30 protein-coding genes are annotated in these 26959 nt (G+C 69.9%); 7 read left to right on the top strand and 23 right to left on the bottom strand.

Going from position 1 to position 26959, the window contains the following annotated elements:
- Positions 1–65 precede the first annotated feature (65 nt).
- The 3 genes from ACQPYZ_RS17110 to ACQPYZ_RS17100 are packed head-to-tail and all read right to left on the bottom strand — an operon-like array spanning position 66 to position 3010.
- Positions 66–1211, bottom strand: coding sequence for a heavy-metal-associated domain-containing protein (locus ACQPYZ_RS17110; protein WP_433169306.1), 1146 nt, complete (start codon positions 1209–1211; stop codon positions 66–68).
- A 40-nt stretch (positions 1212–1251) separates the two neighbouring features.
- Positions 1252–1974, bottom strand: a complete 723-nt coding sequence (locus ACQPYZ_RS17105; protein WP_433169304.1) for an NADPH-dependent F420 reductase — start codon at positions 1972–1974, stop codon at positions 1252–1254.
- A 4-nt stretch (positions 1975–1978) separates the two neighbouring features.
- Entirely contained in the window at positions 1979–3010 is a 1032-nt protein-coding gene (locus tag ACQPYZ_RS17100) for an LLM class flavin-dependent oxidoreductase (protein WP_433169302.1), read from the bottom strand.
- 274 nt (positions 3011–3284) lie between these two features.
- On the opposite strand from ACQPYZ_RS17100, the gene rox reads away from it, so the two are divergent.
- A complete protein-coding gene (gene rox, locus ACQPYZ_RS17095) occupies positions 3285–4700 on the top strand; it encodes a rifampin monooxygenase (protein ID WP_433169300.1) in 1416 nt (471 codons plus the stop codon).
- Between the two features lie 6 nt (positions 4701–4706).
- Here the strand turns inward: rox and ACQPYZ_RS17090 are convergent, their stop codons facing one another.
- Positions 4707–5384, bottom strand: coding sequence for a GAP family protein (locus ACQPYZ_RS17090; protein WP_433169299.1), 678 nt, complete (start codon positions 5382–5384; stop codon positions 4707–4709).
- Positions 5385–5933: 549 nt separating this feature from the next.
- Between ACQPYZ_RS17090 and ACQPYZ_RS17085 the strand changes: the two genes are divergently transcribed.
- Positions 5934–6812: an SDR family oxidoreductase gene (locus tag ACQPYZ_RS17085; RefSeq protein WP_433169297.1), complete on the top strand. Its 879-nt coding sequence runs from the start codon at positions 5934–5936 to the stop codon at positions 6810–6812.
- Between the two features lie 51 nt (positions 6813–6863).
- On the opposite strand, the gene ACQPYZ_RS17080 is transcribed toward ACQPYZ_RS17085, so the two are convergent.
- From ACQPYZ_RS17080 to ACQPYZ_RS17065, 4 genes are read right to left on the bottom strand one after another with little or no spacing between them, the layout of a single operon-like run.
- Positions 6864–7190, bottom strand: a complete 327-nt coding sequence (locus ACQPYZ_RS17080) for a DUF3140 domain-containing protein (RefSeq protein ID WP_433169295.1) — start codon at positions 7188–7190, stop codon at positions 6864–6866.
- Positions 7191–7195: 5 nt separating this feature from the next.
- On the bottom strand, positions 7196–7414 hold the full coding sequence (locus ACQPYZ_RS17075) for a DUF2945 domain-containing protein (RefSeq protein WP_433169293.1): 219 nt from the start codon (positions 7412–7414) through the stop codon (positions 7196–7198).
- A gap of 12 nt (positions 7415–7426) precedes the next feature.
- Entirely contained in the window at positions 7427–7843 is a 417-nt protein-coding gene (locus ACQPYZ_RS17070; protein ID WP_433169291.1) for a CBS domain-containing protein, read from the bottom strand.
- A 17-nt stretch (positions 7844–7860) separates the two neighbouring features.
- Positions 7861–8817: a TIGR03557 family F420-dependent LLM class oxidoreductase gene (locus ACQPYZ_RS17065; RefSeq protein ID WP_433169290.1), complete on the bottom strand. Its 957-nt coding sequence runs from the start codon at positions 8815–8817 to the stop codon at positions 7861–7863.
- A 120-nt stretch (positions 8818–8937) separates the two neighbouring features.
- Between ACQPYZ_RS17065 and ACQPYZ_RS17060 the strand changes: the two genes are divergently transcribed.
- Genes ACQPYZ_RS17060 through ACQPYZ_RS17050 form a run of 3 tightly spaced genes read left to right on the top strand, consistent with a single transcriptional unit; the run spans position 8938 to position 10518 of the window.
- Entirely contained in the window at positions 8938–9714 is a 777-nt protein-coding gene (locus ACQPYZ_RS17060) for an Fpg/Nei family DNA glycosylase (protein WP_433169288.1), read from the top strand.
- A gap of 8 nt (positions 9715–9722) precedes the next feature.
- On the top strand, positions 9723–10043 hold the full coding sequence (locus tag ACQPYZ_RS17055; RefSeq protein ID WP_433169286.1) for a hypothetical protein: 321 nt from the start codon (positions 9723–9725) through the stop codon (positions 10041–10043).
- Entirely contained in the window at positions 10030–10518 is a 489-nt protein-coding gene (locus ACQPYZ_RS17050) for an SRPBCC family protein (RefSeq protein ID WP_433169284.1), read from the top strand. Before ACQPYZ_RS17055 ends, ACQPYZ_RS17050 begins: the two co-directional genes overlap by 14 nt.
- 60 nt (positions 10519–10578) lie before the next feature.
- Here ACQPYZ_RS17050 and ACQPYZ_RS17045 read toward each other — a convergent pair whose 3' ends face one another.
- The 11 genes from ACQPYZ_RS17045 to ACQPYZ_RS16995 form a co-directional block, all read right to left on the bottom strand.
- Positions 10579–11925 carry an MFS transporter gene (locus ACQPYZ_RS17045; RefSeq protein WP_433169282.1) on the bottom strand — a complete coding sequence of 449 codons (1347 nt, stop codon included), beginning with the start codon at positions 11923–11925 and terminating at the stop codon, positions 10579–10581.
- 21 nt (positions 11926–11946) lie between these two features.
- Positions 11947–12126: a hypothetical protein gene (locus ACQPYZ_RS17040; protein ID WP_433169280.1), complete on the bottom strand. Its 180-nt coding sequence runs from the start codon at positions 12124–12126 to the stop codon at positions 11947–11949.
- A gap of 132 nt (positions 12127–12258) precedes the next feature.
- Positions 12259–12453, bottom strand: a complete 195-nt coding sequence (locus ACQPYZ_RS17035; RefSeq protein ID WP_433169278.1) for a DUF3072 domain-containing protein — start codon at positions 12451–12453, stop codon at positions 12259–12261.
- Between the two features lie 63 nt (positions 12454–12516).
- Positions 12517–12921, bottom strand: coding sequence for a DUF6855 family protein (locus ACQPYZ_RS17030; protein ID WP_433169276.1), 405 nt, complete (start codon positions 12919–12921; stop codon positions 12517–12519).
- Positions 12918–13373, bottom strand: coding sequence for an SRPBCC domain-containing protein (locus ACQPYZ_RS17025; RefSeq protein ID WP_433169274.1), 456 nt, complete (start codon positions 13371–13373; stop codon positions 12918–12920). Before ACQPYZ_RS17025 ends, ACQPYZ_RS17030 begins: the two co-directional genes overlap by 4 nt.
- On the bottom strand, positions 13370–13699 hold the full coding sequence (locus tag ACQPYZ_RS17020; RefSeq protein WP_433169272.1) for an ArsR/SmtB family transcription factor: 330 nt from the start codon (positions 13697–13699) through the stop codon (positions 13370–13372). Before ACQPYZ_RS17020 ends, ACQPYZ_RS17025 begins: the two co-directional genes overlap by 4 nt.
- Positions 13700–13747: 48 nt before the next feature.
- On the bottom strand, positions 13748–15187 hold the full coding sequence (locus ACQPYZ_RS17015; RefSeq protein ID WP_433169270.1) for a sulfatase-like hydrolase/transferase: 1440 nt from the start codon (positions 15185–15187) through the stop codon (positions 13748–13750).
- Between the two features lie 17 nt (positions 15188–15204).
- Positions 15205–16023, bottom strand: coding sequence for a carbohydrate ABC transporter permease (locus ACQPYZ_RS17010; RefSeq protein ID WP_433169268.1), 819 nt, complete (start codon positions 16021–16023; stop codon positions 15205–15207).
- Entirely contained in the window at positions 16020–16979 is a 960-nt protein-coding gene (locus ACQPYZ_RS17005; protein ID WP_433169266.1) for a carbohydrate ABC transporter permease, read from the bottom strand. The genes ACQPYZ_RS17010 and ACQPYZ_RS17005 overlap by 4 nt, the downstream gene beginning before the upstream one ends.
- A 27-nt stretch (positions 16980–17006) precedes the next feature.
- Complete coding sequence (locus ACQPYZ_RS17000; RefSeq protein WP_433169264.1) at positions 17007–18488, bottom strand: ABC transporter substrate-binding protein; 1482 nt, start codon at positions 18486–18488, stop codon at positions 17007–17009.
- Positions 18489–18566: 78 nt separating this feature from the next.
- Positions 18567–19592 carry a LacI family DNA-binding transcriptional regulator gene (locus tag ACQPYZ_RS16995; RefSeq protein ID WP_433169262.1) on the bottom strand — a complete coding sequence of 342 codons (1026 nt, stop codon included), beginning with the start codon at positions 19590–19592 and terminating at the stop codon, positions 18567–18569.
- A 181-nt stretch (positions 19593–19773) separates the two neighbouring features.
- Between ACQPYZ_RS16995 and ACQPYZ_RS16990 the strand changes: the two genes are divergently transcribed.
- Together ACQPYZ_RS16990 and ACQPYZ_RS16985 are read left to right on the top strand one after the other, a co-directional pair.
- On the top strand, positions 19774–21252 hold the full coding sequence (locus ACQPYZ_RS16990) for a sulfatase-like hydrolase/transferase (protein WP_433169260.1): 1479 nt from the start codon (positions 19774–19776) through the stop codon (positions 21250–21252).
- The gene (locus ACQPYZ_RS16985; RefSeq protein WP_433169258.1) at positions 21249–22880 is read left to right on the top strand and encodes an alpha-L-arabinofuranosidase C-terminal domain-containing protein; all 1632 of its coding nucleotides are present in this window, start codon (positions 21249–21251) and stop codon (positions 22878–22880) included. The genes ACQPYZ_RS16990 and ACQPYZ_RS16985 overlap by 4 nt, the downstream gene beginning before the upstream one ends.
- On the opposite strand, the gene ACQPYZ_RS16980 is transcribed toward ACQPYZ_RS16985, so the two are convergent.
- Genes ACQPYZ_RS16980 through ACQPYZ_RS16965 form a run of 4 tightly spaced genes read right to left on the bottom strand, consistent with a single transcriptional unit; the run spans position 22870 to position 26954 of the window.
- Entirely contained in the window at positions 22870–23898 is a 1029-nt protein-coding gene (locus ACQPYZ_RS16980; RefSeq protein ID WP_433169256.1) for a LacI family DNA-binding transcriptional regulator, read from the bottom strand. The genes ACQPYZ_RS16985 and ACQPYZ_RS16980 overlap by 11 nt on opposite strands.
- A 10-nt stretch (positions 23899–23908) precedes the next feature.
- Positions 23909–24766 (bottom strand): carbohydrate ABC transporter permease, encoded by an 858-nt coding sequence (locus ACQPYZ_RS16975; protein ID WP_433169254.1) that lies wholly within the window; start codon positions 24764–24766, stop codon positions 23909–23911.
- On the bottom strand, positions 24763–25674 hold the full coding sequence (locus ACQPYZ_RS16970) for a carbohydrate ABC transporter permease (RefSeq protein ID WP_433169252.1): 912 nt from the start codon (positions 25672–25674) through the stop codon (positions 24763–24765). Before ACQPYZ_RS16970 ends, ACQPYZ_RS16975 begins: the two co-directional genes overlap by 4 nt.
- Positions 25671–26954, bottom strand: coding sequence for an ABC transporter substrate-binding protein (locus ACQPYZ_RS16965; RefSeq protein WP_433169250.1), 1284 nt, complete (start codon positions 26952–26954; stop codon positions 25671–25673). The genes ACQPYZ_RS16970 and ACQPYZ_RS16965 overlap by 4 nt, the downstream gene beginning before the upstream one ends.
- Positions 26955–26959 lie beyond the last annotated feature (5 nt).

Here is a 26959-nt window from a genome sequence, read left to right as displayed (position 1 = left end):
CCATCACACCGCGCCGACCACCTCCGCGGACCCCTCCGACCGCTTACCGCCCGCGAACGTTCGCCTCAGGCCGACCGGGGTACGACGGTGTACCCGCGACCGCGGATCGCCTCGAAGCTCTGCTCCCGGACCTCCGGACTCGGGAACGCCGCGACCACCTTCTTGGTGTCCACGTCGATCTCCGCGACCCGGACGCCGAGCCCTTCGAGCACGCCGGTGATGGTGTTCGAGCAGTGTGAGCAGGTCATGTCCGGTACCTCGAAAACCTCGTCCGCACTGTCCATCCCGGTCTCCTCCTCCGTCCCCGTGCCGACCCGCACTAGGTCGAGCAGCCGCACGAACGTCTCGACGAAACTGTCCACCACACCAGGCAGCAGCCGGACGCCGTCGACCGCCATGTTCGCCAGGCACCGCGGCTGCTCCCCCGCCGGCAGCGAGGCGTACTGCGTCGTCTCCGCCGCTGCGATCGCGGTCAACTTCATTGCCCTCAGCATCGACACGGTCCGGGCCGAGTAGCGCACCGCCTCGTCCTCGACGGTGAAGCGCACCGGGATCATGCCGCGCCGGAACGTCGACGACTGCAAACCCCAGAACCAGGTGTTCGCCACCACCGCGAAGATCCCGGACGCGCGCAACCCACGGGCGAACTCCGCCGGATCTCGGTACGGCGTCCGGTCGGCGAGGTACGCGTGCTGGACCAAGGCCCGCGCGGTCGTGTCCACGCCGACGCGAAGGATCTCCACCGGATCCCGGTCGGTCGTCGTCGCTGCCATCACCGCTCGGGCTTCACCGGACAGCAAGCGCGCTCTCGCGGTGACGTCCGCGTTGGCGGCCAGCGCACGCGACATCGCCAACGTTGCTTCTCGCGCAACTATAGGCACGACCGGTCCGAGCGGACCGCAGTGCGCCACGTTCGCGATGCCGTCGTTGTCCCGCCAACTCACCGCCGACGCCGCACTCGTGACCAGCTCGGCCGGACACGGTCGCATCCTGGTGCGCACGAAGTCCGCCTGCACCGCGGTCAGATGACTGCCGGCCGCGGGAACGACCGGTACGACGTCGGCCTCGATCCGGCGTACCGGTCCGAGGAAACGCGCGTCGACCGGGCGTCCCGGCGTACCGAAGACCTGTGCGGAGGCTGTCTCCGCGAGCACCCGCGCGGCGGCCGCGCGGTCGTAGCGGCCGGGTAATGGGTCGGACTCGACTGACATGCTCGGCTCCCCCAGACGTCCGACCGATCTCAGGTCAAGTCTAGGAAGCCCTGACCCAGCCGGGAGCGTCGTCGCGTGTCTCGCCGGTGGTGGATCGGGCCTCGGCGATCAGTCGGCCGCGGGGTGTGTCCGGGAAGCGGGCGAGCATCGCGCGGACCTTGTCGGCGGCGACGTTCGCCCCGAACAGCTCGGTGTCCGGTCCGAACCGGACGCCTTCGGCCAGCGGGCCGGCCACGACCGGGTCGAACCCGAGCGCGTTGACGATCGCCGCCACCGTCGCGGCGTCGCCGGCCTCGCCCGCGATCGCGATCGCCTTGCGGTCCGGTGCTCCGGCCGGGCGGGCGCCGTCCTCGAGGTCGTGGTAGCCCATGTGGTTGAAGGCCTTGACCACCCGCGACTCGCGCAGGAACTCCTGCACGAGCTCGCTGGACGAGGTGCGCGGATCGGTCAGGTCGTCGCGGTGGCCGTCGACCTCCCACCAGTAGTTCATCGCGTCGATCACGAGCTTGCCGCGCAGCGCCTCGGCCGGAATCGTCCGGTACTTGCCGAGCGGCAACGCCAGGATCACGACGTCGGCCTGCTCGGCCGCCTCGGCCGCGGTGGTCGCGACCGCTCCGGGCGTCACGATCTCGACGATCAGCGCGATCTTCGCCACGTCGCCCGAGCCTGCGATCAGCACCCGGTACCCGGCCGCGACGGCCAGCCGGGCCAGCACGGTGCCGACCTTGCCGGCCCCGAGGATGGCGATGGTCGTCCGGTCCACGGCGTCAGCCCTCGACCAGGTCACGGACCATCGGCACGACCTTGCTGCCGTACAGCTCGACCGCGCGCATCCGGGCACTGGCCGGCACCGAGCCGGCCGAGTAGATCAGGTCGAACCGGCCGACGTCCAGCTTGCGCACCGCGTCGGCGATCCGGCGGGCCACGGTCTCCGGCGAGCCGACGTACAGCGAGCCGTGCTTCACCTCGGCGTCGAACTCCTCCCGGCGCACCGGCGGCCAGCCGCGCAACGCGCCGATGCGGTCGCGCATCACCTTGAACCGCGGGTAGAAGACCTCGACCGCCTCCTCGTCGGTGTCGGCCACGAAGCCCGGTGAGTGCATGCCCACCGGGTGGGCCTCCTTGCCGAACTGCTCGGCCGCCCGGCGGTAGAGGTCGACGTACGACGCGAACCGCTCGGGCGAGCCGCCGATGATCGCGAGCATCAGCGGGAAGCCGTAGTACGCCGTCCGCACCACCGACTGCGGGGTGCCGCCGACGCCGACCCACGTCTTCAGCCGGCCGGACTCGGTCTTGGGGTAGACGTCCGCGTTCTCCAGCGGCGCCCGGGTGGTCCCGCTCCAGGTGACCGGCTTCTCCTCGAGCAGCTGGGCGAACAGCTGCAGCTTCTCCTCGAACAGGACCTCGTAGTCCTGCAGGTCGTAGCCGAACAACGGGAAGGACTCGGTGAACGAGCCCCGGCCGAGGATGACCTCGGCCCGCCCGTTCGAGATCGCGTCGACGGTCGAGAACCGCTGGAACACCCGGACCGGGTCGTCCGAGCTCAGTACGGTCACGCCGGAGCCGAGCTTGATCCGGGAGGTCCGGGCGGCGATCCCGGCCAGCACGGTCTCCGGGGTGGAGATCGAGTACTCCGGCCGGTGGTGCTCACCCAACGCGATCGCGTCGACGCCCAGTTCGTCGGCCAGCACGGCCTCCTCGACCACCTGGCGGATCGCCGCGGCGTCCGAGACCAGCCGCCCCTCGTCGTCCTCGGGAACGTCCCCGAAGGTGTCGAGCCCGAACAGCAGGTCGCTCATCCTGTCACTCCCCATCTCGTCAACACGTCAAAAAGTTCCGGTTGACATGTCAACACAGAGGGGCGGTGGTTCATTCCGGGCGGGCTCAGGACAGCGAGCGGGCATGAAAAAGGGCAAGGAGCCGAACTCCTTGCCATACCCAACGTATAGCGCACGGGGGGACTTGCCGCAAGCCCCGGGTGCTGCTGGAGAATCCTCGACCGTGGCCGGAAAACCGCGGAAACACAAGGCCTTCCGCGGCCGGCCGGACTCATTCTTTCGACCCGGGGGTTTCATGTTTGACGTGATCATTGCCGGCGGCGGTCCGACCGGCATGATGCTGGCGAGCGAGCTGCGGCTGTACGGCGTCGCCGTACTCGTGCTCGAACGGCTGAGCGCGCCGACCAAGGAGGTCCGCGCACTGGGCCTGCACACGCGCAGTCTCGAAGTGATGGACCAGCGCGGACTGCTGGAGCGGTTCTTCGAGCTGGGTCAGCAGTTCCCGGTCGGCAACCACTTCGCCGGCATCACCAAGCCACAAGCGGTCCGGCTCGACACGCCGTATCCGTTCACGCTGGCGATCCAGCAGCCCGTCGTCGAGCGGCTGCTGACCGTGCACGCGGTCGAGGTCGGCGTCGAGATCCGGCGCGGCGCCGAGCTCACCGGGCTGAGCCAGGACGACGACGGCGTGACCGTCGAGCTGGCCGACGGTACGCAGGAGCGGGCGCGGTACGTCGTCGGTTGTGACGGCGGCCGCAGTACGGTGCGCAAGCTGCTCGGCATCGGCTTCCCCGGCGAGCCGCCGAAGACGCAGTGGCTGACGGGCGAGATGGAGGTGACCGCGCCGCTGGAGGAGGTGATGGCGCTGGTCACCGAGATCCGCAAGACCGATCTGCGGTTCGGCGTGGGGCCGTCGAGCGGAGGGCTGTACCGCGTCGTCGTACCGACGTCGACCGTGGCCGAGGACCGGACGGTCCCGCCGACGCTGGAGGAAGTGCGGCAGGAGCTGCAGACGTTCGCGGGCACCGACTTCGGCGTACACTCGCCGCTCTGGCTGTCGCGGTTCAGCGACGCCACCCGACTAGCCGAGCGCTACCGTGAGGGTCGCGTGCTGCTGGCGGGTGACGCGGCGCACATCCACCCGCCACTCGGCGGACAGGGCCTCAGCCTGGGGATCCAGGACGCGTTCAATCTCGGCTGGAAGCTGGCCGCCGAGATCACCGGCTGGGCGCCCGAGGGACTGCTCGACAGCTATGAGGTCGAACGGCGCCCGGTGGCCGCCGACGTACTGGACAACACCCGCGCCCAGAGCGAGCTGATGTCCATCGAGCCGGGGGCCCAGGCGGCCCGGCGGCTGGTGTCGGACCTGATGGACTTCCCCGACGTGCAGACCTATCTGATCGAGAAGATCACCGGGCTCGGGATCCGCTACGACTTCGGCGAGGGGCATCCGCTGCTCGGCCGGCGGATGCGGGACACAACCCTCAAGAACGGGCGGCTCTACGAGCGGATGCACACCGGCCGCGGCCTCCTGCTCGACCAGACCGGCCGGCTGTCGGTGGCGGGCTGGGAGGACCGGGTCGACCACGTGGTCGACACCAGCGAGGAGCTGGACGTTCCCGCCGTACTCCTCCGCCCGGACGGCCACGTCGCCTGGACCGGAGAGGACCAACAGGACCTCCTCCCCCACCTCCAACGCTGGTTCGGCTGACGGTCATCAGCGGAAGAGGTCGAGGCCGTTGCCGATCAGAACCGTCGCGAGTACGACGAGGAGGACGAGCGTGATCGTGTTCAGATTGGCCAGCAGCCAGGTCTCGACGTTCTTCAGGGCCTGAGCCGACCTCTCGGGTCCGACGATCACGACCGCGAGCAGTGGCGTCAGAACGGTCAGCGAGGCCAAGACGACGAACACTGCCGTGGTGGTGATCGCGGCCCCGGCGCCGAGGCCGGCCCCGCCGATGGTGCCACCGGCGCTGAGGACGAGCGGAAGGTTCTTCAGGTTCGCGAGCGCCGCGATCGCGCCGGTCACCACCAGGGCCGGTGGCGTGAGCGTCGCGATCCGGTCCACGATCGCCGGGCGGGGCGGCGGCGTACCAGGGGCCGGGCGCTTCCGCCAGTACCGCACAGCCAGGCCGGCGAACAGCACGCCGATCGCCAGCTGGACGACGTCGACCCCGTCACGCGCCGCCTCCTCGTTGCTGTCCGCGACCGTGTCGGTCAGCCACGCGACCAGCCCGACGGCGATCGTCAACGCCGCGATCCAGCCCACGGCGAACGCGATCCCGGCACGAACCGGCCGGGGCGACAGGAGCACCAGAACGATGCACACCATCGGCACCGGGCTCAGCGCGATCGCCATCGCCTGGGGGAGAACGGCTCCGAGAGTCGGCCACATCTGCCTACTGTCCCGCCTGCACGGCGCCAACGGGAGGAAGACGGGCCTATTTTCTGCACGGAACCGTCTCGGTGGCGCTACTGTGGAAGTGTTCGCCTGGCGGTTACCCCACAAACCGGACAGCGAGACCGGAAGCGCTGGGCCTGCGCGACCCTCACCCCACGAGGCGTGCTTTGCCCCCACCGGTCCATGATCCTGTCTGGAACCGCCAGGCGGGCCCATCTCGGGGCGCACGGCGGCGCGACCCTGCCCGAGCCCCCACGACTCAGGTCGCGCCGCCGGCAGAAACGGCCTACTGACCCTCCCTCACATGCTGTACATCGCATCGCGAACGCGGTTGTTACATACCTGTTTGAACAGCCCGTTTCGACCGGTCCGGCGCGGGTACCCGAGGCGGGCACGAACAGGGTTCGTGCTGGGTGGCTCCGGGTCCACGGCGGACTCCTGGCCGGAGCCTCCCACCAGCTGCGGACGGCACGGGTCGGTGGAGTGCGGCCAGTACGGCGGGCCGGGTCTCCACCGCCTGTGCCGAACAACGGAAGGCACTTCATGACCACAGACCCACGCACGCGGTACGCCGGACCGGAGCAGCAGGAGCCCGAGCAGCAGGAGCACCCGGGGCACAGCGAGGCGATGGATCCGACGCCGGACTACGGCGAGGACACCTACCGCGGCAGCGGCAAGCTCACCGGACGGCGCGCCCTGATCACCGGTGGCGACTCCGGCATCGGACGCGCGGTGGCGCTCGCTTTCGCCCGCGAGGGCGCGGACGTGATGATCTCCTACCTCGAGGCCGAGGAGGACGACGCCCAGGAGACCTGCCGCCTGGTCACCGACGCCGGCCGCAAGGCCGTGCCGGTCGCCGGCGACATCCAGGACGAGCAGCACTGCAAGCGCCTGGTCGAGCAGTGCGTCGAGGACCTCGGCGGGCTCGACATCCTGGTCAACAACGCCGCGTACCAGATGTCCCGCAAGGGCATCGCGGACATCTCCACCGAGCAGTTCGACCAGGTGATGAAGACCAACGTCTACGCGATGTTCTGGCTCTGCAAGGCCGCGCTGCCGCACCTGTCCGAGGGCTCGGCGATCATCAACACGACCTCGATCCAGGCCTACGAACCGTCGCCGAACCTGCTCGACTACGCCACCACCAAGGCGGCCATCCTGAACTTCACCAAGGGACTGGCGCAGGAGCTGGCGCCCAAGGGCATCCGGGTGAACGCGGTCGCGCCCGGCCCGATCTGGACGCCGTTGATCCCGGCAACGATGCCGGCCGGGAAGGTCGGCGAGTTCGGTGCGGACACTCCGCTGGGCCGCGCCGGCCAGCCCGCCGAGCTGGCCCCGGCGTACGTGTTCCTCGCCTCCGACGACTCGACGTACATCACCGGCGAGCGCATCGGCGCGACCGGCGGCCGGCCACTTCCCTGAGCACCCGACCGGGTCGGCCACTCCGCGGGACGGAGCGGCCGGCCCGGTCGGTTACTTGGTGGGGTCGTGGCCCCAGTTCATCAGCGAGTACCTCCAGGCGGTGTCGGTGACATCGCCTGATGGCCGCTGCGCGGTGTGGCGGTGGACGTACCCGACGACCTTGCGCATGTGCGCGTAGTCGTCGTCGGTCAGGTCCGCCTTCTTGGTGTTCAGCAGGTCGATGATCCGCCGGCCGCTCCGGTGGCCGACGGATTCCCCACCCGAGTCCTTCTGGCCGACCTCACGCGACTCGTTGGTGTCCAGCCAGCTCTCGAGCTGCTTCGGCGTCATGTTCACGACGTCCCGGAACTCGTCGTACGTCTCCTGCTGATCGGTCATGACGACTACCCCGACGCGCGCCGGAGCGCCGACGGCTTGTGCACCGCCGTACCGCCGGACTTGTCGCTGCGGACCAGGTACTGCGGCTCCTCCGGGGACGCGTCGACCGTCCGGCCGCCGGCCTCGGTGCGCTCGGTGATCTTGCGTTCGACCGTGCCGTGCGCCGTACCGCCGTGGCTGTCCCACTCGACCACGTCGCCCTTGCGGAACTCCTGCGCGCTCATGTGTCTCCTCCGTCAGTGCTGGGAGATGTCCTGGATGACATCACCGGACGCGGACTCGCTCAGGTTCCGGGCGACGTCGGCCATCGCCAGCATGCCGACGAGGTCGTGGCCGTCGATCACCGGCAACCGGCGGACCTGGTGGTCGCTCATCGTCTTCATCGCTTCCTCGGCGCTGTCGTCGGCGCCGATGGTGACCGGCTTGCCCTGGCCGAACTGGCCGGCGGTCGCCGACGCCGGGTCGCCGCCGTCGGCGATGCACTTCACCACGATGTCGCGGTCGGTCAGCATGCCCTTCAGCCGGTTGTCCTCGCCGCAGATCGGCAGCGCGCCGACGTCCAGGTCCCGCATCTTGCGGGCGGCCTCGACCAGGGTCTCGTTCTCGCCGACGCACTCGGCGCCGGCGGTCATCAGGTCACGCGCGGTCGTCATGTCGAACACCTTTCCTTTCACAGCTTCCGTAGCTCGGGTGCGAGCTCCTTGGTGAAGAAATCGAAGAAGCCGGCCATGTCCGGTCCGGCGTTGATCAGTGCCAGCCGGTCGTAGCCGGCATCGGCGTACTCGCGGGCGACCTCGACGTGCCGGCCGACGTCCGGTCCGCAGCCGAACTGCTCGCGCATGTGGTCGGCGGTGACGAGCTCGGTCGCGGCGTCGAAGTTCACCGGGTTGGGCAGCTCGGCCTGGACCTTCCAACCGGTCACGCCGAAGCGGAACAGCCGCCGCGCGGACTCGGCGCCCTCCTCCTCCGAAGGCGCCCAGGCCAATGGCACCTCGGCGTACCTGGGGCCGGTGCCGCCGGCCTGCTCGTACGCCGAGATCAGCTCGGCGCTCGGGTCGGTGGCGAACAACGCGTCCCCGAGTTCGGCCGCGAGCTCGGCGGCGGACTCGCCGCCCGCGGCCACGGCGATCGCCGGTGCCTCGTCCGGGAGATCGAAGACCCGGGCGTCCTCGAGTCGCAGGTGCTTGCCGTCGTACGAGTGGTAGCCGCCGCTCCACAGCAACCGGATGATCTCCAGCGCCTCACGCAGCATCTCGTGCCGCGTGGCGACCGCGGGCCAGCCCGCGCCGACCACGTGCTCGTTGAGCCGCTCGCCTGCGCCGACGCCCAGCGTGAAACGCCCGCCGGACAGCAGCGCCGTCGTGGCGGCGGCCTGGGCGACGATCGCCGGGTGGTAACGGATGAAGGGACAGGTCACCCCGGTCGCCAGGCCGATGGACGACGTCTTGGCCGCGATCGCGGCCAGCATCGAGAACGCGAAACCCGAGTGCTCGTGCTCACTCACCCACGGGTGGAAGTGATCACTCACCTCGACGAAGTCGAACCCGGCCTCCTCCGCCCGGACCGCCTGCTCGACGATCTCCACCGGGCCGTACGCCTCGGCGATCAGCTTGAGTCCCAACTGCATCCGGCAACCCCTCTCATGTACTTCGGCGCTCCCAACGACGGCCCGCCGGTAGCCCTCACAACACCCCGGCAAACCCACGGCGCGCGTGTCGTCACCGATGGACTTGGGTACGCCGCAACCGTGCCGGAACTGCCGGATGTCGAGGGATTCCGCCGGGTCCTGTCCGTCCACGCGGTCGGGCGGAAGATCCGCCGCGTGGACGTCCTCGACACCGGCGTACTCCGTGGAGTCAGCGCCGACCGTCTCCGGCAGACCCTGACCGGCCGGAGGTTCGGACGTCCCTGGCGACACGGCAAGCACCTCGTCGTTCCGATCGCCGGCTCGGACAGCGTCGTACTCCTGCACCTCGGCATGACCGGCGCCCTCCACTGGTCGAGCGACCGGCACCGCCACGACCGCGTGGTCTTCGTGTTCGGGTCGGGCGAACTGGCGTACCGCGACATGCGCAAGCTCCACGGTCTCCGACTGGCTCGCGACGAGGCCGACGTACGGCGCGTGGTCGCGGGGCTCGGCCCGGACGCACTGGATCTGACGCGAGCCGAGCTTCGCGAACAGCTGGCCGGGTTGCGCCGACAGGTCAAGCCGGCGCTCGTGGATCAGGCGGTGATCGCCGGCCTGGGCAATCTGCTGGCCGACGAGATCCTGTGGCGCGCGTACGTACATCCCCGTCGGCCCTGCACCGACCTCGACGCCGACGACTTCGCGCGGATCCACGCGCGGATGCGGACCGTCCTGCGGCAGGCCATCCCGCAAGGGCGGGTGCCGCCGCGGAAGACCTGGCTGACTGGTCGCCGCGACGAGAAGTCCGGATCGTGTCCGCGGTGCGGGACCACCCTCAACCACGGCCGGGTCGGCGGGCGAGGGACCGCCTGGTGCCCGCGGTGCCAGCCGGATTGAGCGGTTTCGTGGCTGTGGCCGGGGGCACCGGGGTCGGGTTCGAGGCCGGCGACGGAGTTGGAGACAGCATGTCGATCTGGGAGCGCGTCAAGCGCTGGCGCCTGGCCCACCGGGTCAACGAGGACGACGCGCCGGCGGATACCAGCACCGCGATGACGCGGACCGAAGGTGGCGACCCGAACGGTGGTACGCCGGCCACGACCGGGACCGGTGAGAGCGACGAGTTCGTCGGCCGGGTCGCGGGCGACGAACCTGAGCTCGGGGAGTCGGGAGCCGAGGCACGCTCGGCCGCCAAGACCGAGGAAGGTGGGTCCGATGGCAGATCATGAAGCATCGACGATGGTGGACGTCGCTCCGAACATCCTCTTCGACTACCTGGCCGACATCGAGCGGCTACCGGAGTACCTCCCCTGGCTGACCGGCGTACACCGGACGGGATCGCGGCCGACGGAGGCGCAAGGCATGGAAGCGCGGCGACCACAGCAGGCGGTGCACGAAGAGGTCGAGGTGACCGCGATCGATCCTTACGCCGGCCAGGGTGACCAGCCGGTGCACAGCGAGGCGTGGATCGACGTCGTCGAGGAGAACCGCAAGGTCCGCTGGGGCGCGCCCGGCGACCACGACTACCACGGCGAGCTCGACGTCGACTTCGTTGCCGACGGCACCTCCCGCCTCACCGTCCGCCTGCACACCACCCACGCCCCCGACGAAGACATCGACCACCACCTCCACCACGCCCTCGAAACCATCAAAACCACCATCGAACAAGCACCCCCCACCCCAGGCGACACACCCCAAGCCTGACCCCGAGCCGCCGAATCACCCCACCACTGGAACGCCCAGTTCGGAGCGGCGGGAGGAGTGCTAGGCGTCGGTGGGTGGGAGGGTGCGTACGGCGGTGAGGGCGCCGAGGGTGAGGAGGGCGGCGCCGATCAGGAAGGCTGTCGAGGAGCCTGTGGTGAAGGCGGCGGCGCCGGTGGCGGTCGTGGCCAGGATCGAGAGGACGATCGCGCCGCCGAGGTGGGTCGAGGTCTGGAGGAGGCCGGAGGCGAGACCCTTCTCGCCCTCGCGGACGCCGGACAACCCGTGCGAGGTCAGCGGCACGAAGGCGGCCGCGAAGCTGAAGCCGGCGACGGTGAACGCCGGGAGCAGGTGGGTGAGGTAGCCATTCGTTTCCGGCGTACGGGACAGCAGCACGAACGCCGCCGCCGACGCGATCATGCTCAGCGCCGCCGCCCGTCGGGGGCCTGCGGCCGAGACGATGCGCGGTGCCGCGAGCCCGCCGGCACACGCTGACACCGCCAGCGGTACGAACGCCAGCCCGGTCTCGAGCGCCGAGAATCCGAGGACCTGCTGCAGGTACAGCGTCGCGAGGAACAACATGCCACCGAAACCGCCGGCGTTCGCGATCAGCGCCAGGTTCGACCCGGTCAGCGCGCGGTGCCGGAAGATCGCCGGCCGGAGCATCGGGGCCGCCGTACGGCGCTCGAGGACGACGAAGCCGATCAGCAAGGCGACCGCCACGGCGGACACCGGGATCACGGCCGCACCCAACTGCTCGACCCGGGAGATCCCGAACGCCAACGTCCCGAAGCCCGCCGCCACCAAGACCGCACCCAGCACATCCAGCCGCGGCGCGTCCTCGTCCCGGCTCTCAAGCAGCGTCGCTGGAGCCAGCCCGGCCGCCAGCAGGCCGAGCGGTACGACGATGAAGAAGCACCACGGCCAACCGACCGTCGCGGTCAGCACCCCGCCGAGGATCAGCCCGGCCACCATCCCGACGTCCATCGCCGCCGACAGGTAGCCGAGCGCACGCTGGCGCTGTCGCTCCTGCCGGTACGTCGTCGTGAGCAGAGCCAGCGCGGCCGGGATAGCCAACGCCGCACCCAAACCCTGAACGGCTCGCGCCGAGAGCAGCAACTCGGTCGAATGGGCCAGACCGGCCACGGCCGACGCCACCGCGAAGATGACCAGCCCGACGATCAGGACGCGACGACGACCGAACAGATCCCCGGCCCGCCCGCCGACGAGCAGGAAGGCGCCGAGCGTCAGGGTGTACGCCGTGACCACCCACTGCAGGTCGGACTGAGCCGTCCCCAGGTCACGCTCGATCGCGGGCAGGGCGACCGTGACGACCGTGCCGTCGAGGGTGACCAGGACGTCGGCCGCGCACAGCAGGAACAACGCGGGACGCCACTCGGCCGGCCTCATGGGCCGCCCGGTGCCCGGGTGCTACGCGTTCACGCTCTTCTTCGGGCGGTTGGTGCGCGCTCGGGTCGGCGAGTCCGGCGCGGGTTGGCTCTTGGGGGTCGGGCAGACCGGGCCGCGGCGGATCGGGCCGCCGCCCAGTCTTCGGCTCTTCCACTGCTTCTCGTCGTAGTCGTAGTACGTGTCGACTCCACCGACGGTCATCGGTCCTCCCAGTCAGCCCGAATGCCACATTCGGCTGCTGACTGCTCAACAGACCGGCCACGTCGCAGTCTGCCATCGGAACGGCGTACCGCACTAGACCCGTCAGCGCATCAACCGGATTACGGACTCCGCTCAGCTACCGCGTCCGGTCCGTGACTGCAGCTCGTCGATCAGCTGCGACGCCTCCGCCTTGCTGAGGTTGTCCGGGACGTCGACGCCCGCCTCCTGCGCCAGCGTGCTCAGGTACGACTGCTGCGGACCGGTCATCGGCTCGTCGCCGGTGGTCCACTGCTCCGGATCCTTCTCCGGCACCGGTTGCACGTCCATCGTCGCCTCCATTCGAACACACGATCGAGTCGAGCAACCGGTACCCCACCGGCTAGAGGCTATTCACAGTGCCCGGAGCCGGTTGTTCCTCGGGTTGTGTTCGAGCTCGACCAGACCGAGGGCCTCGAGCAGCGGCGGGACGTACATCCCGAACCGTCCGCGGTACCCCTTGCGGAGGCCGTACCAGCCGCCGACCGGGTTGTCCTCCGAGCGCGCCCAGGCCTCGAGCGTGCCGTCCTTCGCCGGCTTGTTCTCGTCCGCGCTGCCCAGCTCCATCCAGTCGCCGTGCGCCTTCAGCATCGCGGGGACGTCGTCCAGGCACCGAGCCAGGTACCGCAGTTTGGTCGACCCGACCTGACAGACCAGCTCGGCCGGGTCGGCCGTGTCGTCGCGGTGGATGGTGTACTCCGACGTACCCGGCGGAGTCTTCAGGACCCAGGGATCCTCGGGGGTACCGCTACCGCTCATCGTTCTCCTCCTTCGGTTGACGCACAGGCGCCGACGAAGTGCGGGAGCAGACCGCTCCACCCGCCGGCGTTCGCGTCGCGCCAGCGTTGAGCGTCCGCGCCGAGGCGCTCCCAGCCTGTGTGGGTGATGTTCAGCTTGCTGCCGCCGCCGGCGACGGCGACGAAGCGGATCTCGACGTCGGTGGCCTCGGCCGCCGTCCGGCGCAGGTGCCACCGGTAGCTCAGCCGGTACGGCGGATCCCAGCCGGTGACCTCGCCCCAGTCGATCTCCTCGCCGTCCCGGGTGCGTTCGTAGATCCGCCCGCCGACGCGGGGCTCCAGGGTCACCGCGGCCGGATCGCCGCTGACCGAGTGCCCGCGGGGCCACCAGGAGGCGAACTTCTCCGTCCAAGTGGTGAACGCGTGCTCGACCGAGCAGTCCAGGTCTACCTCGATCCGCAGCGGCTCGATCACGGTCCCTCCCCGGGTGGCCGGGTGTTCTCGGCCAGCAGCTTGAAACGGCCGACCGCCTCGCCCCAGACCTGGAGCAGGTACGCCTGCACAGCCTCGGCGCCGGACTCCTGCAGGTGGTAGATCCGCCGGGTGCCGTCGGCCACCTCGTCGACCAGCCCCGCTTCCTTCAGCAGCCGCAGATGCCGCGACACCGCGGGCCGGCTGACCGGCAGCTCACCGGCCAGCTCGCCCACCGACCGCGACCCGTCCGCCAGCAGCTCGAGGATCCGGCGCCGCATCGGATCCCCCAACGCCGCGAACGGATCCCGCCCAGCCTCGGTCGACACGCCTCAACCGTAACCCATCGGTTACGGTAACACCACCGTTACGGAGCCTCAGTACTGCGCGACCCGTGGCGACGACCGGTCCTCCGTGGCCACGAGTACGTCGAGCAGCCGCTCCTGGAGGCGGATCCGCAGCTCCGCGCAGGCTGGATCGTGCCAGAGGTTCACCAGCTCGTCCGGGTCCGCGTCGAGGTCGTACAACTCCCCGTCCCTCGCCCGCGACGACGCCGTATCACCGTGGTGAACGACGACCTTGTGCCGGCCGTGGCGCAGCATCGTGGTGTGTACGGGCGGGTCGTACGGCGATCCGCTGTTCCGGTACTCGCTCAGCACCCAGTCACGCCGTACCCAGTCGTCCGACGGGCCGGTCAGCAGCGGGAGGAGCGAGCGGCCCTGGGAGCGTTCCAGACCGTCGACTCCGGCGGCGGCCAGGATCGTCGGCGCGAGGTCGATCCACTCGACCAGTTCGTCGCGCACGGTACCCTCGGCCACCTGCCCCGGCCACCGCACGAGCAGCGGGACCCGGACCGAGCAATCGAACATCATCGGGCCCTTGAGCAGCATCTGGTGGTCGCCGAGGAGTTCGCCGTGGTCGCTGGTGAAGATCACCACGGTGTCGTCGGCCAACCCCTCCTCGTCCAGGACCGCGAGGATCCGGCCGACCTCGTCGTCGACGAGCGTCACCATCGCGTAGTACTGCGCCTTGATCTCCTGGATCTCGGCGGCCGTGTAGTCCCGGAAGCCCGGACTGTTGCCGGCGTACGACTTGATCGAGGCCTCGGTGTAGATCGGCGGCTTGCCGGCCAGTTCCTCAGGGCTGCCGACCGGCGGCGGCAGGCTGTCGGGGTCGTACCGGTCGCGGTACTCCGCCGGCGCGCCGAACCCGTGGTGCGGGTCGAAGAAGTTGGCGACGAAGAAGAACGGCTTGTCGTCGCCCGCGGCCTCGCGCAGGTAGGCGATGGTCTCGTCGCCGATCCAGCGGCTGTAGTGCTGTTCGGTCGGCATCCGGTCGAAGACGTCGTGGCCCTTGCCCAGCGACTGCTCCAGCACGCCGGGGAAGTTGGCCTCGAGCCAGCGGTGGTAGTGGTTCTGCTCGCACGCGAGGTACGGGTCGTGGGCCCAGCGGAAGACGCGGAAGCCGTCGTCGATCCGGGGCTCCACCCGCCCGCCGGCGGCCGCGCCGAGGTGGAACTTCCCCACCAGGCCGCAGTCGTAGCCCGCGTCGGCGAGGTCGCGGGTGAACAGCCGCTCGTCCGGCGAGATGTCGACCCCGTTGGCCCACAGCCCGTGGTTGTGCAGGTAGCGGCTCGTCATCAGGCTCGCCCTCGACGGTCCGCACACCGGCGCCTGCACGTAGCAGTTGGTGAACCGCGCTCCCTGCGCGGCCAACCGGTCCAGGTGTGGGGTCTGGATGTGCGGGTTGCCCGCGGCACCCAAGGCGTCGAACCTCTGCTGGTCCGTGCACAGCAACAGGACGTTCGGCCGGCTCATTCGGCTCCTTTCAGCAATCACTGCTTGACGGCTCCGGCGATGCTGTCGACGAATCGCCGCTGCAGTACGGCGAACACGGCCACCGCGGGGACCAGTGAGATCACCGCGGCCGCGGCCAGCCCGGACCAGTCGGTGCTCTGTTCACCGACGAACACTGTCATGCCGACGGCCAGCGTCCGCAGATCCGGGTCGCTCAACGTGAACACCAGCGGCAACAGGTAAACGTTCCAGGCGAACAGGAAGGTCAGGATGAACACGGTCGCGGTGATCGGCCAGGCGAGCGGCAGCATGACCCGGAAGAAGATCGTGATCGGTCCGGCACCGTCCAGCTCGGCACACTCCTCGAGCTCCTTGGGCAGCTTGCGGAAGTACCCGGCGTACAGCAGGGTCGCGGCCACGTGCCCGCCGGCGCCGAGACCGAGGATCACACCGATATGGGTGTTCAGCAGGTGGAGCTGATCGGTCAGCTGCGTGATCGGGATGATCGTGTAGCCCTCGGGGATGAAGAACGTCAGCAGGAAGATGCCGATCAGCACCTTCTTGCCGGCGAAGTCGTGGCGTCCCAGCACGTAGCCCGCGAGCGCACTGCGGACGATCACCAGGAACACGGTGCCGAGGGTGATCACGACGGTGTTGATCATGTACGACGCGAAGCCGACATCGGTCCACGCACGCGCGTAGTTCTCCCAGCGCAGCTCGCCCGGGACCAGGTCGAGCCCCTTGCCGAACACCTCGCTCGACGACTTCAGCGAGGCCGAGACCAGCCACACGAACGGGTAGATCCACACCGCGGCCACCACCGCGAGGACGATGCCGGTCACCCACTTGCGCTTCATGAGGCGCCCATCCGGCCGCGCGCCCAGCGCACCCCGACGGCCTGCCCGATGGCCAGCGCGATCGTCAGTACGCCGAACAGGACGGCCGCCGCAGACGCGTACCCCAGCTCGGGCACCGTGGCCTGGAAGGCGGTCCGGAAGATGTAGATCTCGATCACCTCGGAGGAGAAGGACGGGCCGCCCGCCGTCAACGTCTGCATCAGGTCGAAGACGTTGAGCGCGGCCACGGTGTCGATCAGCGTGATGATGACCAGGAACGGCACCATCAGCGGCAGCGTGACGTGCCGGAACTCGCGCCACGCGCCCGCGCCGTCGACCAGCGCCGCCTCGTGGATGTCCTGCGGGATGGTCTGCAGCGCGGCCAGCCAGTAGATCAACGTGATACCGAGCCACTTCCACACCCAGACCGCGATCCCGGCGTACAGGGAGGTGCCGGCGTTGGCGGCGAAGTTGGCCGGGCTGTCGAGCAGGCCGGACTTCACCAGGCCGAGGCTGATCGGGCCGCTCGCGTCGAGCAGCAGGGTGAAGACGATGCCGACGATCGCGCCGGTCGTGACCACCGGGAGGAAGAACAACGTGCGGAAGAAGCCGCGGAACGGCGTCCGCCGGGAGTTCAGCACCAGGGCGAGCGCGAGCGCCAGCCCGACCCGGAGCGGGACCGCGACGACCAGGAACACCAGCGAGTTGCGGAAGGCGTTCCAGAACAGGTCGTCCTCGAACAACCGGCGGAAGTTCTCCAGCCCGATGAACGTCCCGGTCCGGGCGAACCCGGGCCAGTCCAGCAGCGCGTACCACCACGACGCCACCAGCGGGTACACCGTGTAAGCGCCGTACCCGAGGACCGTCGGCAGCAGGAACAGGTAGATCCACCAGGTCCGGCGGCCGCGGGCCCGGCGGCCGCCGCGCGCCGGGACATCGCGCGGCGGCGCCGCCTCCTTGTCGAGCAGGGTTGTCATCGCGCTCCTTCGCGGCCGCCGGCCCGGTCAGCGACCGGCGTACGACGTCTGCGTGTAGTCCTGCTTCGGGTCCCAGTTGCCGAACACCCACGCGTCCACGCCGACCTCGGCGCCGTCCTTCTTCGCCGCCGCCAGCGCCCGCTCCCGCTCGGCGGTCACCTTGGCCGCATAGTTGCTCAGGGCACTCTTGTGGTCGACGTCGGATCCGCTGAGCACCGACTGGGCGATCTCACCGACGTTCGGGTGCACGTCCCGCATCGCGGCGAGCACCTTGGCGACCCCCGGCGTACCCACCTCGGGCACCGGCGCGATCCGGACGTCCTCCTCCATGAACGCGACGTTCTGCTGGTACGTCGGATGCGCCTTCGACCCGCGGACCCGGTCGAGCAGCACCGGCGGGACGTCCATCGTGGACGCGAGCTTCGACTGCACCTCCTCGGAGGCCAACCGGAGCATCAGGTCGGCCGCGGTCTCGGCGTTCTTCGACGCGCTGGACACCCAGAACGGCCCCGAGGCCGGCGAACTGTAGACGAGGTTGCGCGTGGTCTCCGACGTCGGCACGTGCCACACGCCGATGCCGCGCTGGACCGCTTCCGGCTCCTCCACGTTCAGGCCACCGATGAACCACGGTCCCCACGGATAGACGGCCGCCTGACCGGCCGCCCAGCGGGCCCGGGCGTCCCGGGGCCCCATCGACGGCGACGCCGGATGGATCACCTTGTCCGCCTTGAGGGACAGCAGGTACTCGAACGCGTCCAGGTAGGGCTGTGACCCGTAGGCATACTCCCCCGTCTTCCAGTCCACCCCGCCCGATCCGCCGGCCGTCATCGCCAGCCGGTTGACCAGCGCGTCCAGGTACGCCGCTTCCTTGCCCGGGACAACGAGTCCGAAGACATCGTCCGGGGTCTTCTCGGTCAGCGTGCGGGCGGTCGCGCGGAAGTCGTCCCAGGTGGCCGGTGACGTCGCCGGGTCGACCCCGGCCGCCTTCAGCAGGGCGGTGTTGGTCCACGGGATCGCGTCGTGCCAGCGGCCGGTGAACACCGGGAAGGTGTAGATCTTGCCGTCGAACCGGTGGATCCCGTCGTACAGGTACTTGCCGACCGGGCTGCCCTCGACGTCGACCAGGTCGCCGATCGGCCGGAACCAGCCCTCGCTCACCAGGGCGGCCGGCGCGGCCTCCAGCCCGGCGATCGAGTGCACGTCCGGCAGTTGGTTGCTCCGTCGCCCGATCTGCAGGGCCTGGGCGAGATCCGGCGCGGGCATCTCCCGGCGCGTGACCTTCACGCCGGCGTTCTCCTTCATGTAGCCGGCGAAGACGTCGTTGGTGAACAGTTTCGTCAGCGGGCGGTACTGGTCCCACCAGGTGACCGCACCGGATGCGGAGGCCGCATCCGCGGTCGCCTGCTCGCTGGACTGCCCGCCGCCCGTGCACGCGGGCACCAGGGCGGAGATCCCGAGCGCACCCGACAGGCCGAGCATCCGGCGCCGGGAGAACCTCTGGTCGGTCATGGCCAACTCCTTGCGGCTCGTGGTAGCGCTAACATAGGCAGCGCCCCGAACAGCGTCAAGAGTTCGCGGCCGGGGAGATCAGGCCGGCGGCGCGGTGCTGGCGCGGACGACCAGCTCGGGCGCGAGCAACCGCGTGGACCAGTCCAGTTTGTCCCCGCGCATCGAGGACAGCAGGACGCTCACGCAGTGTCGACCGACGCCGTCCAAGTCCTGGCGGACCGTGGTCAGTGGTGGTGAGAGGAAGCCCGCAACCTCGGCGTCGTCGTACCCGACCACGCTCAGGTCGTCCGGCACCCGCCGGCCGGATTCCGCGGCCGCGCGCAGTACGCCGGCCGCCATCTGGTCGTTGGCCGCGAAGATCGCGGTCACCCCAGGATCCTTCAGCAGTTCGAGCCCCGCGGCGTACCCCGACGCGGCCGTCCAGTCGCCGACCACCGCCTCCGGCACCTCGCGCTCGCGTCGTCGGAGAGCCCGCTGCCACGCGTCCCGGCGGCGGACCGCCGGATAGGAGTCGGCCAGGCCGCTGACGTGGTGCACGGTGCGGTGGCCGAGGTTCAGCAGGTGCTCGACGGCCGCGGTCGCGCCGGCGCCATGATCCGCTCCCACCGCGGGATATCCGACGTCCGAAGCACCTTCGGCGACCACGACCGGGACATTGGCCGGCAGACGCAGGCTCGGCGCGTCCAGGATCCGCGCCTCGACCACCACCAGGCCGTCGATCGCCAGGCTGGTGAGCCGGCGAACGGCGGCCTGCAGCCGCGCGTCGATGGCAGCGTCCAGGGTGGCGAGATTGACGCCGTACCCGGCGTTCTGGGCTTCGCGGATGACCGCGTCGACGATGTAGAGGTTGCCGGTCGCGGTCAGGTCGAAGGAGACCACGCCGATGGTGCCGAAGCGTCCGGTCGCCAGCGCGCGGGCCGCGGTGTTCTCCCGGTAGCCCAGCTGTTTCATCGCCTGCTCGACGCGTTCGCGCGTCTCGGGGGTGACCGAGGCGTGGCCGTTCGCCACCCGGGAGACGGTGACCGCGGACACGCCGGCGACGGCGGCCACGTCGGCCATCGACGGCTGCCCGAGCCGACGGCGCTCACCGGCACGACGCGGCATCCCCGGCCCTCCCTCCTCGTCCGGGCGCACGCACCCCGCGCGGCCCACCGCCTGATCGTAGGCCCCGACCACCGCCCGAACCCTTGACCGACACCAATGGTAGCGCTAACTTGACCAGGCCCGACCCTCGACCCAGGGAGGCGGCCGCCCCGTGAGCGACGCGAGGAACATCCTGTTTCTGATGACCGACCAGCATCGGGTGGACACTCTTGGTGCCTATGGCAACCGATTGGGCCGGACGCCGGTGCTGGACGAGCTGGCGCGGACCGGGACGCGGTTCGATCGGTGGTACACGCCGACGGCGATCTGTACGCCGGCGCGGGCGAGTCTGCTCACCGGGCAGGCGCCGTTCCGGCACCGGCTGCTGGCCAACTACGAGCGCAACGTCGGCTACATCGAGGACCTGGCGGACGGGCAGTTCACGTTCTCACAAGCCCTGCGGGAGAAGGGCTACAACTGTGGCCTGGTCGGCAAGTGGCATGTCGGCACCGACAAGACCGCGAACGACTTCGGCTTCGACGGGCCGGCGCTGCCGGGCTGGCACAACCCCGTCGACCACCCCGACTACCTCGACTACCTGGCCGAGCACGACCTGCCGCCGTACGAGATCTCCGACCGGATCCGGGGCACACTGCCGAACGGCGGGCCGGGCAACCTGCTCGCCGCACGGCTGCATCAACCGGTCGAGGCGACGTTCGAGTACTACCTCGCCACGCGGACGATCGAGCTGCTGGAGCGGTACGCCGCCAACGCCCACGACCGGCAGCAGCCGTTCTTCCTCGCGCTGCACTTCTTCGGCCCCCACCTGCCGTACATCCTCCCCGACGAGTACTTCGACCTCGTCGACCCGGCGGACGTCGAGCTGCCCCGGTCGATCGCCGAGACCTTCGAGGGCAAACCGCCGGTGCAGCGCAACTACAGCGCCCACTGGACGTTCGACACCATGCCGATCGAGACGACCCGCAAGCTGATCGCGGTCTACCAGGGGTACGTCGCCCTGATCGACGAGCAACTCGGCCGGGTGATGGCCGCCCTCGAGCGGCTCGGCCTGGTCGACGACACCGCGGTCCTCTTCACCTGCGACCACGGCGAGTTCACCGGGTCGCACCGGCTGCACGACAAGGGTCCGGCCATGTACGAGGACATCTACCGCACGCCCGGCCTGCTCCGGGTCCCAGGACAGCAACCCGGCGTGGTCCGGGACGAGTTCGTCAGCCTGCTGGACTGCACCGCGACGATCCTCGACCTCGCCGGCCTCGACCCCAAGCTCGCGGTCGACTCCCGCAGCCTGCTGCCGCTGGCCGGTGACGCGGAGGTCGAGTGGGAGCAGGACATCGTCTGCGAGTTCCACGGGCATCACTTCCCGTACCCGCAGCGCATGCTGCGCACCGACCGCTACAAGCTCGTCGTCAACCCGGACTCGGTCAACGAGCTCTACGACCTGGCAACGGATCCGGACGAGCTGCAGAACGTCTACGAACACCCCGAGCTGAGGGAGGTGCGTGGCCGGATGATGCGGCGGCTGTACACCGTGCTGCGCGACCGGGGCGACAACTTCTACCACTGGATGACGTCGATGTACGACGTCGGCGAGGTCGGCTACGACCCCACGCTCAGTGGCCTGGACGAAGCGACGTACACCAACCGAGGTGACCAGTGACCGAGCCCGCCACCATCGACATCCGCCGCGACCGGCGCGGCACCATCGACCCGCTGATCTACGGCCATTTCCTGGAGTCGGCGTTCTTCGGCAACATCGAAGGCGGTGTGTTCGACGAGGGCTCGCCGCTGTCGTACGACGGACCGGGCGCCCGCAACGGCCTGCGCCGCGACGTGGCCGAGCTCTGCCGGCAGCTCGGCCTGCCGGTCGTCCGGTGGCCGGGCGGCAACTTCACCTCGGCGTACCACTGGGAGGACGGCATCGGTCCGCGCGACGAGCGGCCGCGCCGGCTCGAGCTCGCGTGGGGCGAGGAGGAGTCCAACCGCTTCGGCACCGACGAGTTCCTCGCGTGGTGTGCCGAGGTCGGCACCGAGCCGTACCTGGCGCACAGCTGCCGGGACGTCGACGAGGCCGTCCGCTGGGTCGAGTACACCAACTACGCCGGCGACACGTCCTACACCCGGCAGCGCGCGGCGAACGGCCGACCGACGCCGTACGGCGTCAAGTACTGGGGCCTGGGCAACGAGGTCTACGGCCGCTGGCAGATGGGCCACCGGACGGCGACCGAGTACGCCGCGGCCGCCCGCGAGCACGCGCAGTTCATGCGTGCCGTGGACCCGTCCCTCCAGTTCATCGCCGTGGGTCTCACCGACGACCGGCAAGGCTGGACCGACGAGGTACTCAAGACCGTCGGCGACCGGATCGACTACCTGTCCTTCCACCTGTACGGCGCGACCACGCAGCTGACCGACGGCGCCGACGAGTACGACGCGATCGTTGCCCAGTCGCTGTACTTCGAGCAGGAGATCCAGAACTACTCGGCCCTGGTCACCGAGCTGGCCGCCCGCCACGGACTGCGGCAACCGCTCGGCCTCGCGCTCGACGAGTGGAACATCCGCCACGTCGAGCCCTCGGCGTGGCCTGCCCCGCAGCCCTCCGACGACGGCGGCACGGCCGAGCGCGACCTGGACGGACTGCCGACCGCCGGGCCGCCGCATCGCGTCAACCGATGGAGCCCGCGCACCCTCGCCGACGCGCTGTTCTACGCCGGTGTCTTCCACGCACTGCATCGGGCCAGCGGGCTGGAGGTGCCGGTCACGATGGCCAACACGGTCAACCTGCTCAACGCGAACGGCGTCGTCGTCGCCCGTCCAGGTGGCGCTGTCCGCGCGGCGACGTACCACGTCTGGGACCTGTACCAGAACCACCTCGGCCCGGTCGCGCTCTCTGCCGACGTCCGCTCCCCCGGCCGGCTCGCGTCCGTGCGGCAAGGCGACGAACGCGACCACAACGGCCAGTTCCAGGGGCGTACGGCGACGGTCGCCGACCTCGACGTGTCAGCGACGGAGACGGCCGACGGCGGATCCCTGCGGCTGGCCGTCATCAACCGCCACCGCACGGTCGCGGTCCGGGCGACCCTCACCCTCGACGGTCGCGTGGACGCCCTGCCGCCGCTGGCGACGGTCAAGGACCTCGGCGCCGACGTCGACGACGTACTGGCGTCCAACAGTCTCAGCAGCCCGGATCAGGTCGCCCTCCGCGACCGCGGCGAGCAGAAGCTGCCCGATGGGACCTACGACTTCCCACCGCACAGCGTGACGCTGCTGTCCTTCGCCCTCAAACGCTGACGCCGACGGTGCTTTCCCGGACGATCAGCTCGAACGACGCCAGCTCTTCGGACACCTCGTACGTCGTCCCCCGCGCCAGCGCGGACATCTGCTCCTCGAGGGAGGCGACCGCCATCCGGGCGATGGCCGAGCGGTCCGGGGAGATCGTGGTCAGCGTCGGGGTGGCGGCGCGACCGTACGGGATGTCGTCGAAGCCGACCACCGCGACGTCCTCGGGCACGCGCAGACCGCGGGTCTGCAGCGCGCGGATGACGCCGAGCGCGACCCAGTCGGTCACACAGAAGACGGCATCGGGCGGGTTCTCCGGGTTCTCGGCGAGGAGCTCGGCCATCTGCCGCTCCCCTTCCTCACCGAGGTTGTTCCGGATCGGCTTGATCCAGTCCGCACGCTCCGGCAGACCGGCCGCCCGCAGCGCCTGGCGGTACCCACGCAGCCGGGGGTGCCGGCGGTCGGTGGGCTTCGAGCCGATCATCGCGATCCGCCGCCGGCCGAGCTCGATCAGATGGCGTACGGCGGTCTCGGCCGCGGCGACGTTGTCGATCGCCACATGCTGCGCGGTGCCCTGGTAGTGCCGCTCGCCGAGCATGACCAGCGGTGTCCGGTCCGTGCGGTCGCGAAGCTCGGCCGGACCGATCCGTTGCGAGCTCAGGATGAGCCCGTCCATGCGCTGCGGAAAGTGACCGGCCAGCGCCTGGCGCTCGACGGTCGGATCACCGCCGCTCTGCTGGATCAGCACCACCCAGTTGCTGCGGGCCGCGGCCTCCAAGACCTGGCCGGCGAGCGCGGCGAAGTACGGCATGTCCAGCTGCGGGACCACCAGCGCGATCATCCCGGCCCGGCCGAGGGCGAGGTTGCGGGCCGACAGGTTCGGCCGGTAGCCGATCTCGTCGATCGCGGCCTGAACCCGGGCGCGCATCTGCGGCGAGACGTGCTGGAAGTCGTTGATGACGTTCGAGACGGTCTTCATCGAGACGCCGGCCCGAGCGGCCACGTCGGCCAGCCGCGGTCTGGTGGTCACAGGCGCCAGACTACTTCAGCCCGGACGTGGCCAGGCCCTCGACGATCCGGCGCTGGAAGAACACGAACGCGGCCAGCACGGGCACCATGGTGACGATGCTCATCGCGAACATCTGCCCCCACTCCGACTGCCCGGACGCGTCCAGGAACGTCCGCAACGCCAGCGGCACCGTCAGTTTCGCCGGGTCGGACACGTAGATGAGCGCGGTGAAGAAGTCGTTGTAGCTCCAGATGAACGAGAAGATCGCGGTCGTCACCAACGCCGGCCGCAGCAGCGGCAGCACGATCCGCAGGTAGATCTGGAACACCCCGCAGCCGTCGATCCGGGCCGCCTCGTCCAGCTCGCGCGGCAGCCCGCGGATGAACTGCACCATCAGGAAGATGAAGAACGCCTCGGTGCCGAGGAACTTCGGCACCACCAGCGGCAGGTAGGTGTCCACCCAGCCGAGGTCGCGGAAGATCGAGTACTGCGCGATCAGCGTGACGTGCTGCGGCAGCATGATCGTGGCCAGCATCAGCCCGAACAGCACCCGCCGGCCGACGAACGACATCCGCGCGAACGCGTACGCCGCCAGCGAGCACGACAGCAGGTTGCCGACGATCGTCAGCACGCAGATCAGCAACGAGTTCACCAGGTAGACGCTGAACGGCGACCCCGGCCCGGACCAGCCGTCGCGGTAGTTCGCCAGGCTCGGCGAGTGCGGCAGCAGCGAGCCCGAGCCGAAGATCTCGTCGTTCGGCTCCAGCGAACTGCTGACCATCCACAGCAGCGGGTAGAGCATCACCAGCCCGATCAGGATCACCGCGGCGTGCGCGACGGTCCGCCGGGACAGCAACCCGGCCGGCCGGGCGCGGTACGTCGTACTCATCGAGCCTCCCGCTCGTCGGCGTAGAACACCCAGCGCCGGCTCATCACGAAGTTCGCCGCGGTGAAGCCGGCGATGATCAGCAGCAGCACCCAGGCCATCGCGGCGGCGTAGCCCATCTCGAAGCTGCCGAACGCCTTCTGGTACAGGTACAGCGTGTAGAACAGGGTCGAGTCCGACGGGCCGCCGCTGCCGCCGGAGACGATGAACGCCGGCGTGAACGCCTGGAACGCGCCGATGATCTGCAGCACCAGGTTGAAGAACACGATCGGCGACAGCAGCGGCAAGGTGATGTGCAGGAACCGGCGGACCCGGCCGGCGCCGTCGACCTCGGCGGCCTCGAGCACCTCGGCCGGGATCTGCCGCAGCCCGGCCAGGAAGATCACCATCGGCGCGCCGAACTGCCACACGCGCAGCAGCACCAGCGTCAGCAGCGACGTGTCCGGAGAGGCGATCCAGCTGGGCCCGTCGATCCCGACCGACCCGAGCAGCTGGTTCACCAGCCCGTCCGCGCCGAAGATCTGCCGCCACAGGATCGCGATGGCCACACTGCCGCCGAGCAGACTCGGCACGTAGTACACGGCCCGGTAGAACGCGACCGCCTTCAGTCCCTGGTTCAGCACGACCGCGACCGCCAGCGCGAACACCAGCTCCAGCGGCACCGACAGCAGCACGTAGGTGAAGGTGACCACCAGGGACTGCTGGTAGCGGTCGTCGGACAGCATGCGTTCGTAGTTGGCCAGGCCCTCCCAGACCGGCGGGGCGAGCAGGCTGTAGTCGGTGAACGAGTAGTACAACGACAGCACCATCGGCACCAGCGTCAACCCGAACAGCCCGATCAGCCACGGCGCCAGGAACGCGTACGCCGGCAGACTCTCCCGCAACCGTTCCGGCAGGGTCCGGCTGATCATGCGCCGAGGACCCGGCTCGCCTCGGAGCTGAACTTCTCCGCCGCCGCGGCCGGATCGGTGCGGCCGAACCCGATGTCCTCGTTCAGCCGGTCGAACACGCTGATCAGCTCGCCGTACCCCTTCGGCCACGGCTGTGGCGACGGCCCGACCTGCTGCTCGATCTGCTCGACGTACGCGATCGCCCGGCCGGCCGGGGTGTCCGGCTGCGCCGCGATCAGGTCCCGGGACTTCTTCGACGGCGGGACGCCGAGGGTCAGGCCGATCGCCTTGACCGCGCGGTCGTCGTTGACCAGGAAGTCGATCAGCTGCGCGGCGGTGTCGGCGTCCTTCGTGCCCGACGACACCACCCAGAAGTCGAGCGCCTTGAGGAACTGCCCGCGCAGCGATCCCGGGGTCTTGCCCGGTACGGCGCCGACCACCAGCTCGGCGTCCTTGACCAGCGGCTGGTAGAACGTGAGCTGCTGGACCCAGCCGAACTCGACCGGTGACTTGCCCTTGGACAGCTGCGAGGTCTCGAACGAGCCGCCCTCCGCGGACACGTCGGCCGGCGGTGCCGCCTTCGCGGCCCGCAGGTCCTGCCAGTAGGCGAACCAGTCCTCGATCACGTCCTTGCCGACCGCGAGCTTGCCGTCGGCGAACACGCCGGGCCCGTGCTCACGCGCCCAGACCTCGAAGATCTGGAAGTTGCCACCGGCATCCGTCGTGCCGTAGGAGCCCGGTCCGGCCTCGGCGGCGAAGTCCTTGGCGAACGTCGCGAACGTCTGCCAGCTCCACTGCTCCGGGAGCTGTCCGCCGACCTTCGCGACCAGTTGCGGGTTGCGGAAGGTGGCGTGCGTGATCGAGGACTGCCCGATCCCCATCAGCTTGCCGTCGACCTTGCCGCTCTCGGCGACGTCCTTGTCGAGGGCGTCCAGCGGGATCGGCTTGCCGGACAGGTCCAGCAGCGCCTTGCGCTGCGCGTAGTCGGAGAAGTAGCTCATCGACATCCGGAACACGTCCGGGCTCTTCTTGCCCGCTGTCTGGGTCGCGAGCTTGTCCCAGTAGTCGGCGAACGCGGCCCGCTCGGTGGTCAGCTTCGTGTCGCCGTGATCGGCGCCGAAGGCGGCCAGCGCCGCGTCCATCGCCTTGTGCACCGGGTCGCCGCCGTACCAGGCGACCCGCAGGCCGCCGGACGAGCCTTCACCGCCACCGCCGCCACAGCCGGGCAGGGCCGCGGCCGCCGCGGCGGCCGCGGCGGCCGCCCCGAACCCGAGCAGGGTCCGTCGAGAGATTGCTGCCATCGTGC

The organism is Kribbella sp. CA-247076 (assembly GCF_050942445.1).
Taxonomy (GTDB): domain Bacteria; phylum Actinomycetota; class Actinomycetes; order Propionibacteriales; family Kribbellaceae; genus Kribbella.
Note: the sequence above shows the minus strand (reverse complement) of the source record. Positions and strands in the feature narration are given on the sequence as shown.

What these genes read in the sequence shown, in the direction of transcription:
- ACQPYZ_RS17110 (WP_433169306.1), bottom strand. Translation starts at nt 1,211, where the DNA reads ATGTCAGTCGAGTCCGACCCATTACCCGGCCGCTACGACCGCGCGGCC.
- ACQPYZ_RS17100 (WP_433169302.1), bottom strand. Translation starts at nt 3,010, where the DNA reads ATGAGCGACCTGCTGTTCGGGCTCGACACCTTCGGGGACGTTCCCGAG.
- rox (WP_433169300.1), top strand. Translation starts at nt 3,285, where the DNA reads ATGTTTGACGTGATCATTGCCGGCGGCGGTCCGACCGGCATGATGCTG.
- ACQPYZ_RS17090 (WP_433169299.1), bottom strand. Translation starts at nt 5,384, where the DNA reads ATGTGGCCGACTCTCGGAGCCGTTCTCCCCCAGGCGATGGCGATCGCG.
- ACQPYZ_RS17085 (WP_433169297.1), top strand. Translation starts at nt 5,934, where the DNA reads ATGACCACAGACCCACGCACGCGGTACGCCGGACCGGAGCAGCAGGAG.
- ACQPYZ_RS17080 (WP_433169295.1), bottom strand. Translation starts at nt 7,190, where the DNA reads ATGACCGATCAGCAGGAGACGTACGACGAGTTCCGGGACGTCGTGAAC.
- ACQPYZ_RS17075 (WP_433169293.1), bottom strand. Translation starts at nt 7,414, where the DNA reads ATGAGCGCGCAGGAGTTCCGCAAGGGCGACGTGGTCGAGTGGGACAGC.
- ACQPYZ_RS17070 (WP_433169291.1), bottom strand. Translation starts at nt 7,843, where the DNA reads ATGACGACCGCGCGTGACCTGATGACCGCCGGCGCCGAGTGCGTCGGC.
- ACQPYZ_RS17065 (WP_433169290.1), bottom strand. Translation starts at nt 8,817, where the DNA reads ATGCAGTTGGGACTCAAGCTGATCGCCGAGGCGTACGGCCCGGTGGAG.
- ACQPYZ_RS17050 (WP_433169284.1), top strand. Translation starts at nt 10,030, where the DNA reads ATGGCAGATCATGAAGCATCGACGATGGTGGACGTCGCTCCGAACATC.
- ACQPYZ_RS17045 (WP_433169282.1), bottom strand. Translation starts at nt 11,925, where the DNA reads ATGAGGCCGGCCGAGTGGCGTCCCGCGTTGTTCCTGCTGTGCGCGGCC.
- ACQPYZ_RS17040 (WP_433169280.1), bottom strand. Translation starts at nt 12,126, where the DNA reads ATGACCGTCGGTGGAGTCGACACGTACTACGACTACGACGAGAAGCAG.
- ACQPYZ_RS17035 (WP_433169278.1), bottom strand. Translation starts at nt 12,453, where the DNA reads ATGGACGTGCAACCGGTGCCGGAGAAGGATCCGGAGCAGTGGACCACC.
- ACQPYZ_RS17030 (WP_433169276.1), bottom strand. Translation starts at nt 12,921, where the DNA reads ATGAGCGGTAGCGGTACCCCCGAGGATCCCTGGGTCCTGAAGACTCCG.
- ACQPYZ_RS17015 (WP_433169270.1), bottom strand. Translation starts at nt 15,187, where the DNA reads ATGAGCCGGCCGAACGTCCTGTTGCTGTGCACGGACCAGCAGAGGTTC.
- ACQPYZ_RS17010 (WP_433169268.1), bottom strand. Translation starts at nt 16,023, where the DNA reads ATGAAGCGCAAGTGGGTGACCGGCATCGTCCTCGCGGTGGTGGCCGCG.
- ACQPYZ_RS17005 (WP_433169266.1), bottom strand. Translation starts at nt 16,979, where the DNA reads ATGACAACCCTGCTCGACAAGGAGGCGGCGCCGCCGCGCGATGTCCCG.
- ACQPYZ_RS17000 (WP_433169264.1), bottom strand. Translation starts at nt 18,488, where the DNA reads ATGACCGACCAGAGGTTCTCCCGGCGCCGGATGCTCGGCCTGTCGGGT.
- ACQPYZ_RS16995 (WP_433169262.1), bottom strand. Translation starts at nt 19,592, where the DNA reads ATGCCGCGTCGTGCCGGTGAGCGCCGTCGGCTCGGGCAGCCGTCGATG.
- ACQPYZ_RS16990 (WP_433169260.1), top strand. Translation starts at nt 19,774, where the DNA reads ATGACCGACCAGCATCGGGTGGACACTCTTGGTGCCTATGGCAACCGA.
- ACQPYZ_RS16975 (WP_433169254.1), bottom strand. Translation starts at nt 24,766, where the DNA reads ATGAGTACGACGTACCGCGCCCGGCCGGCCGGGTTGCTGTCCCGGCGG.
- ACQPYZ_RS16970 (WP_433169252.1), bottom strand. Translation starts at nt 25,674, where the DNA reads ATGATCAGCCGGACCCTGCCGGAACGGTTGCGGGAGAGTCTGCCGGCG.
- ACQPYZ_RS16965 (WP_433169250.1), bottom strand. Translation starts at nt 26,954, where the DNA reads ATGGCAGCAATCTCTCGACGGACCCTGCTCGGGTTCGGGGCGGCCGCC.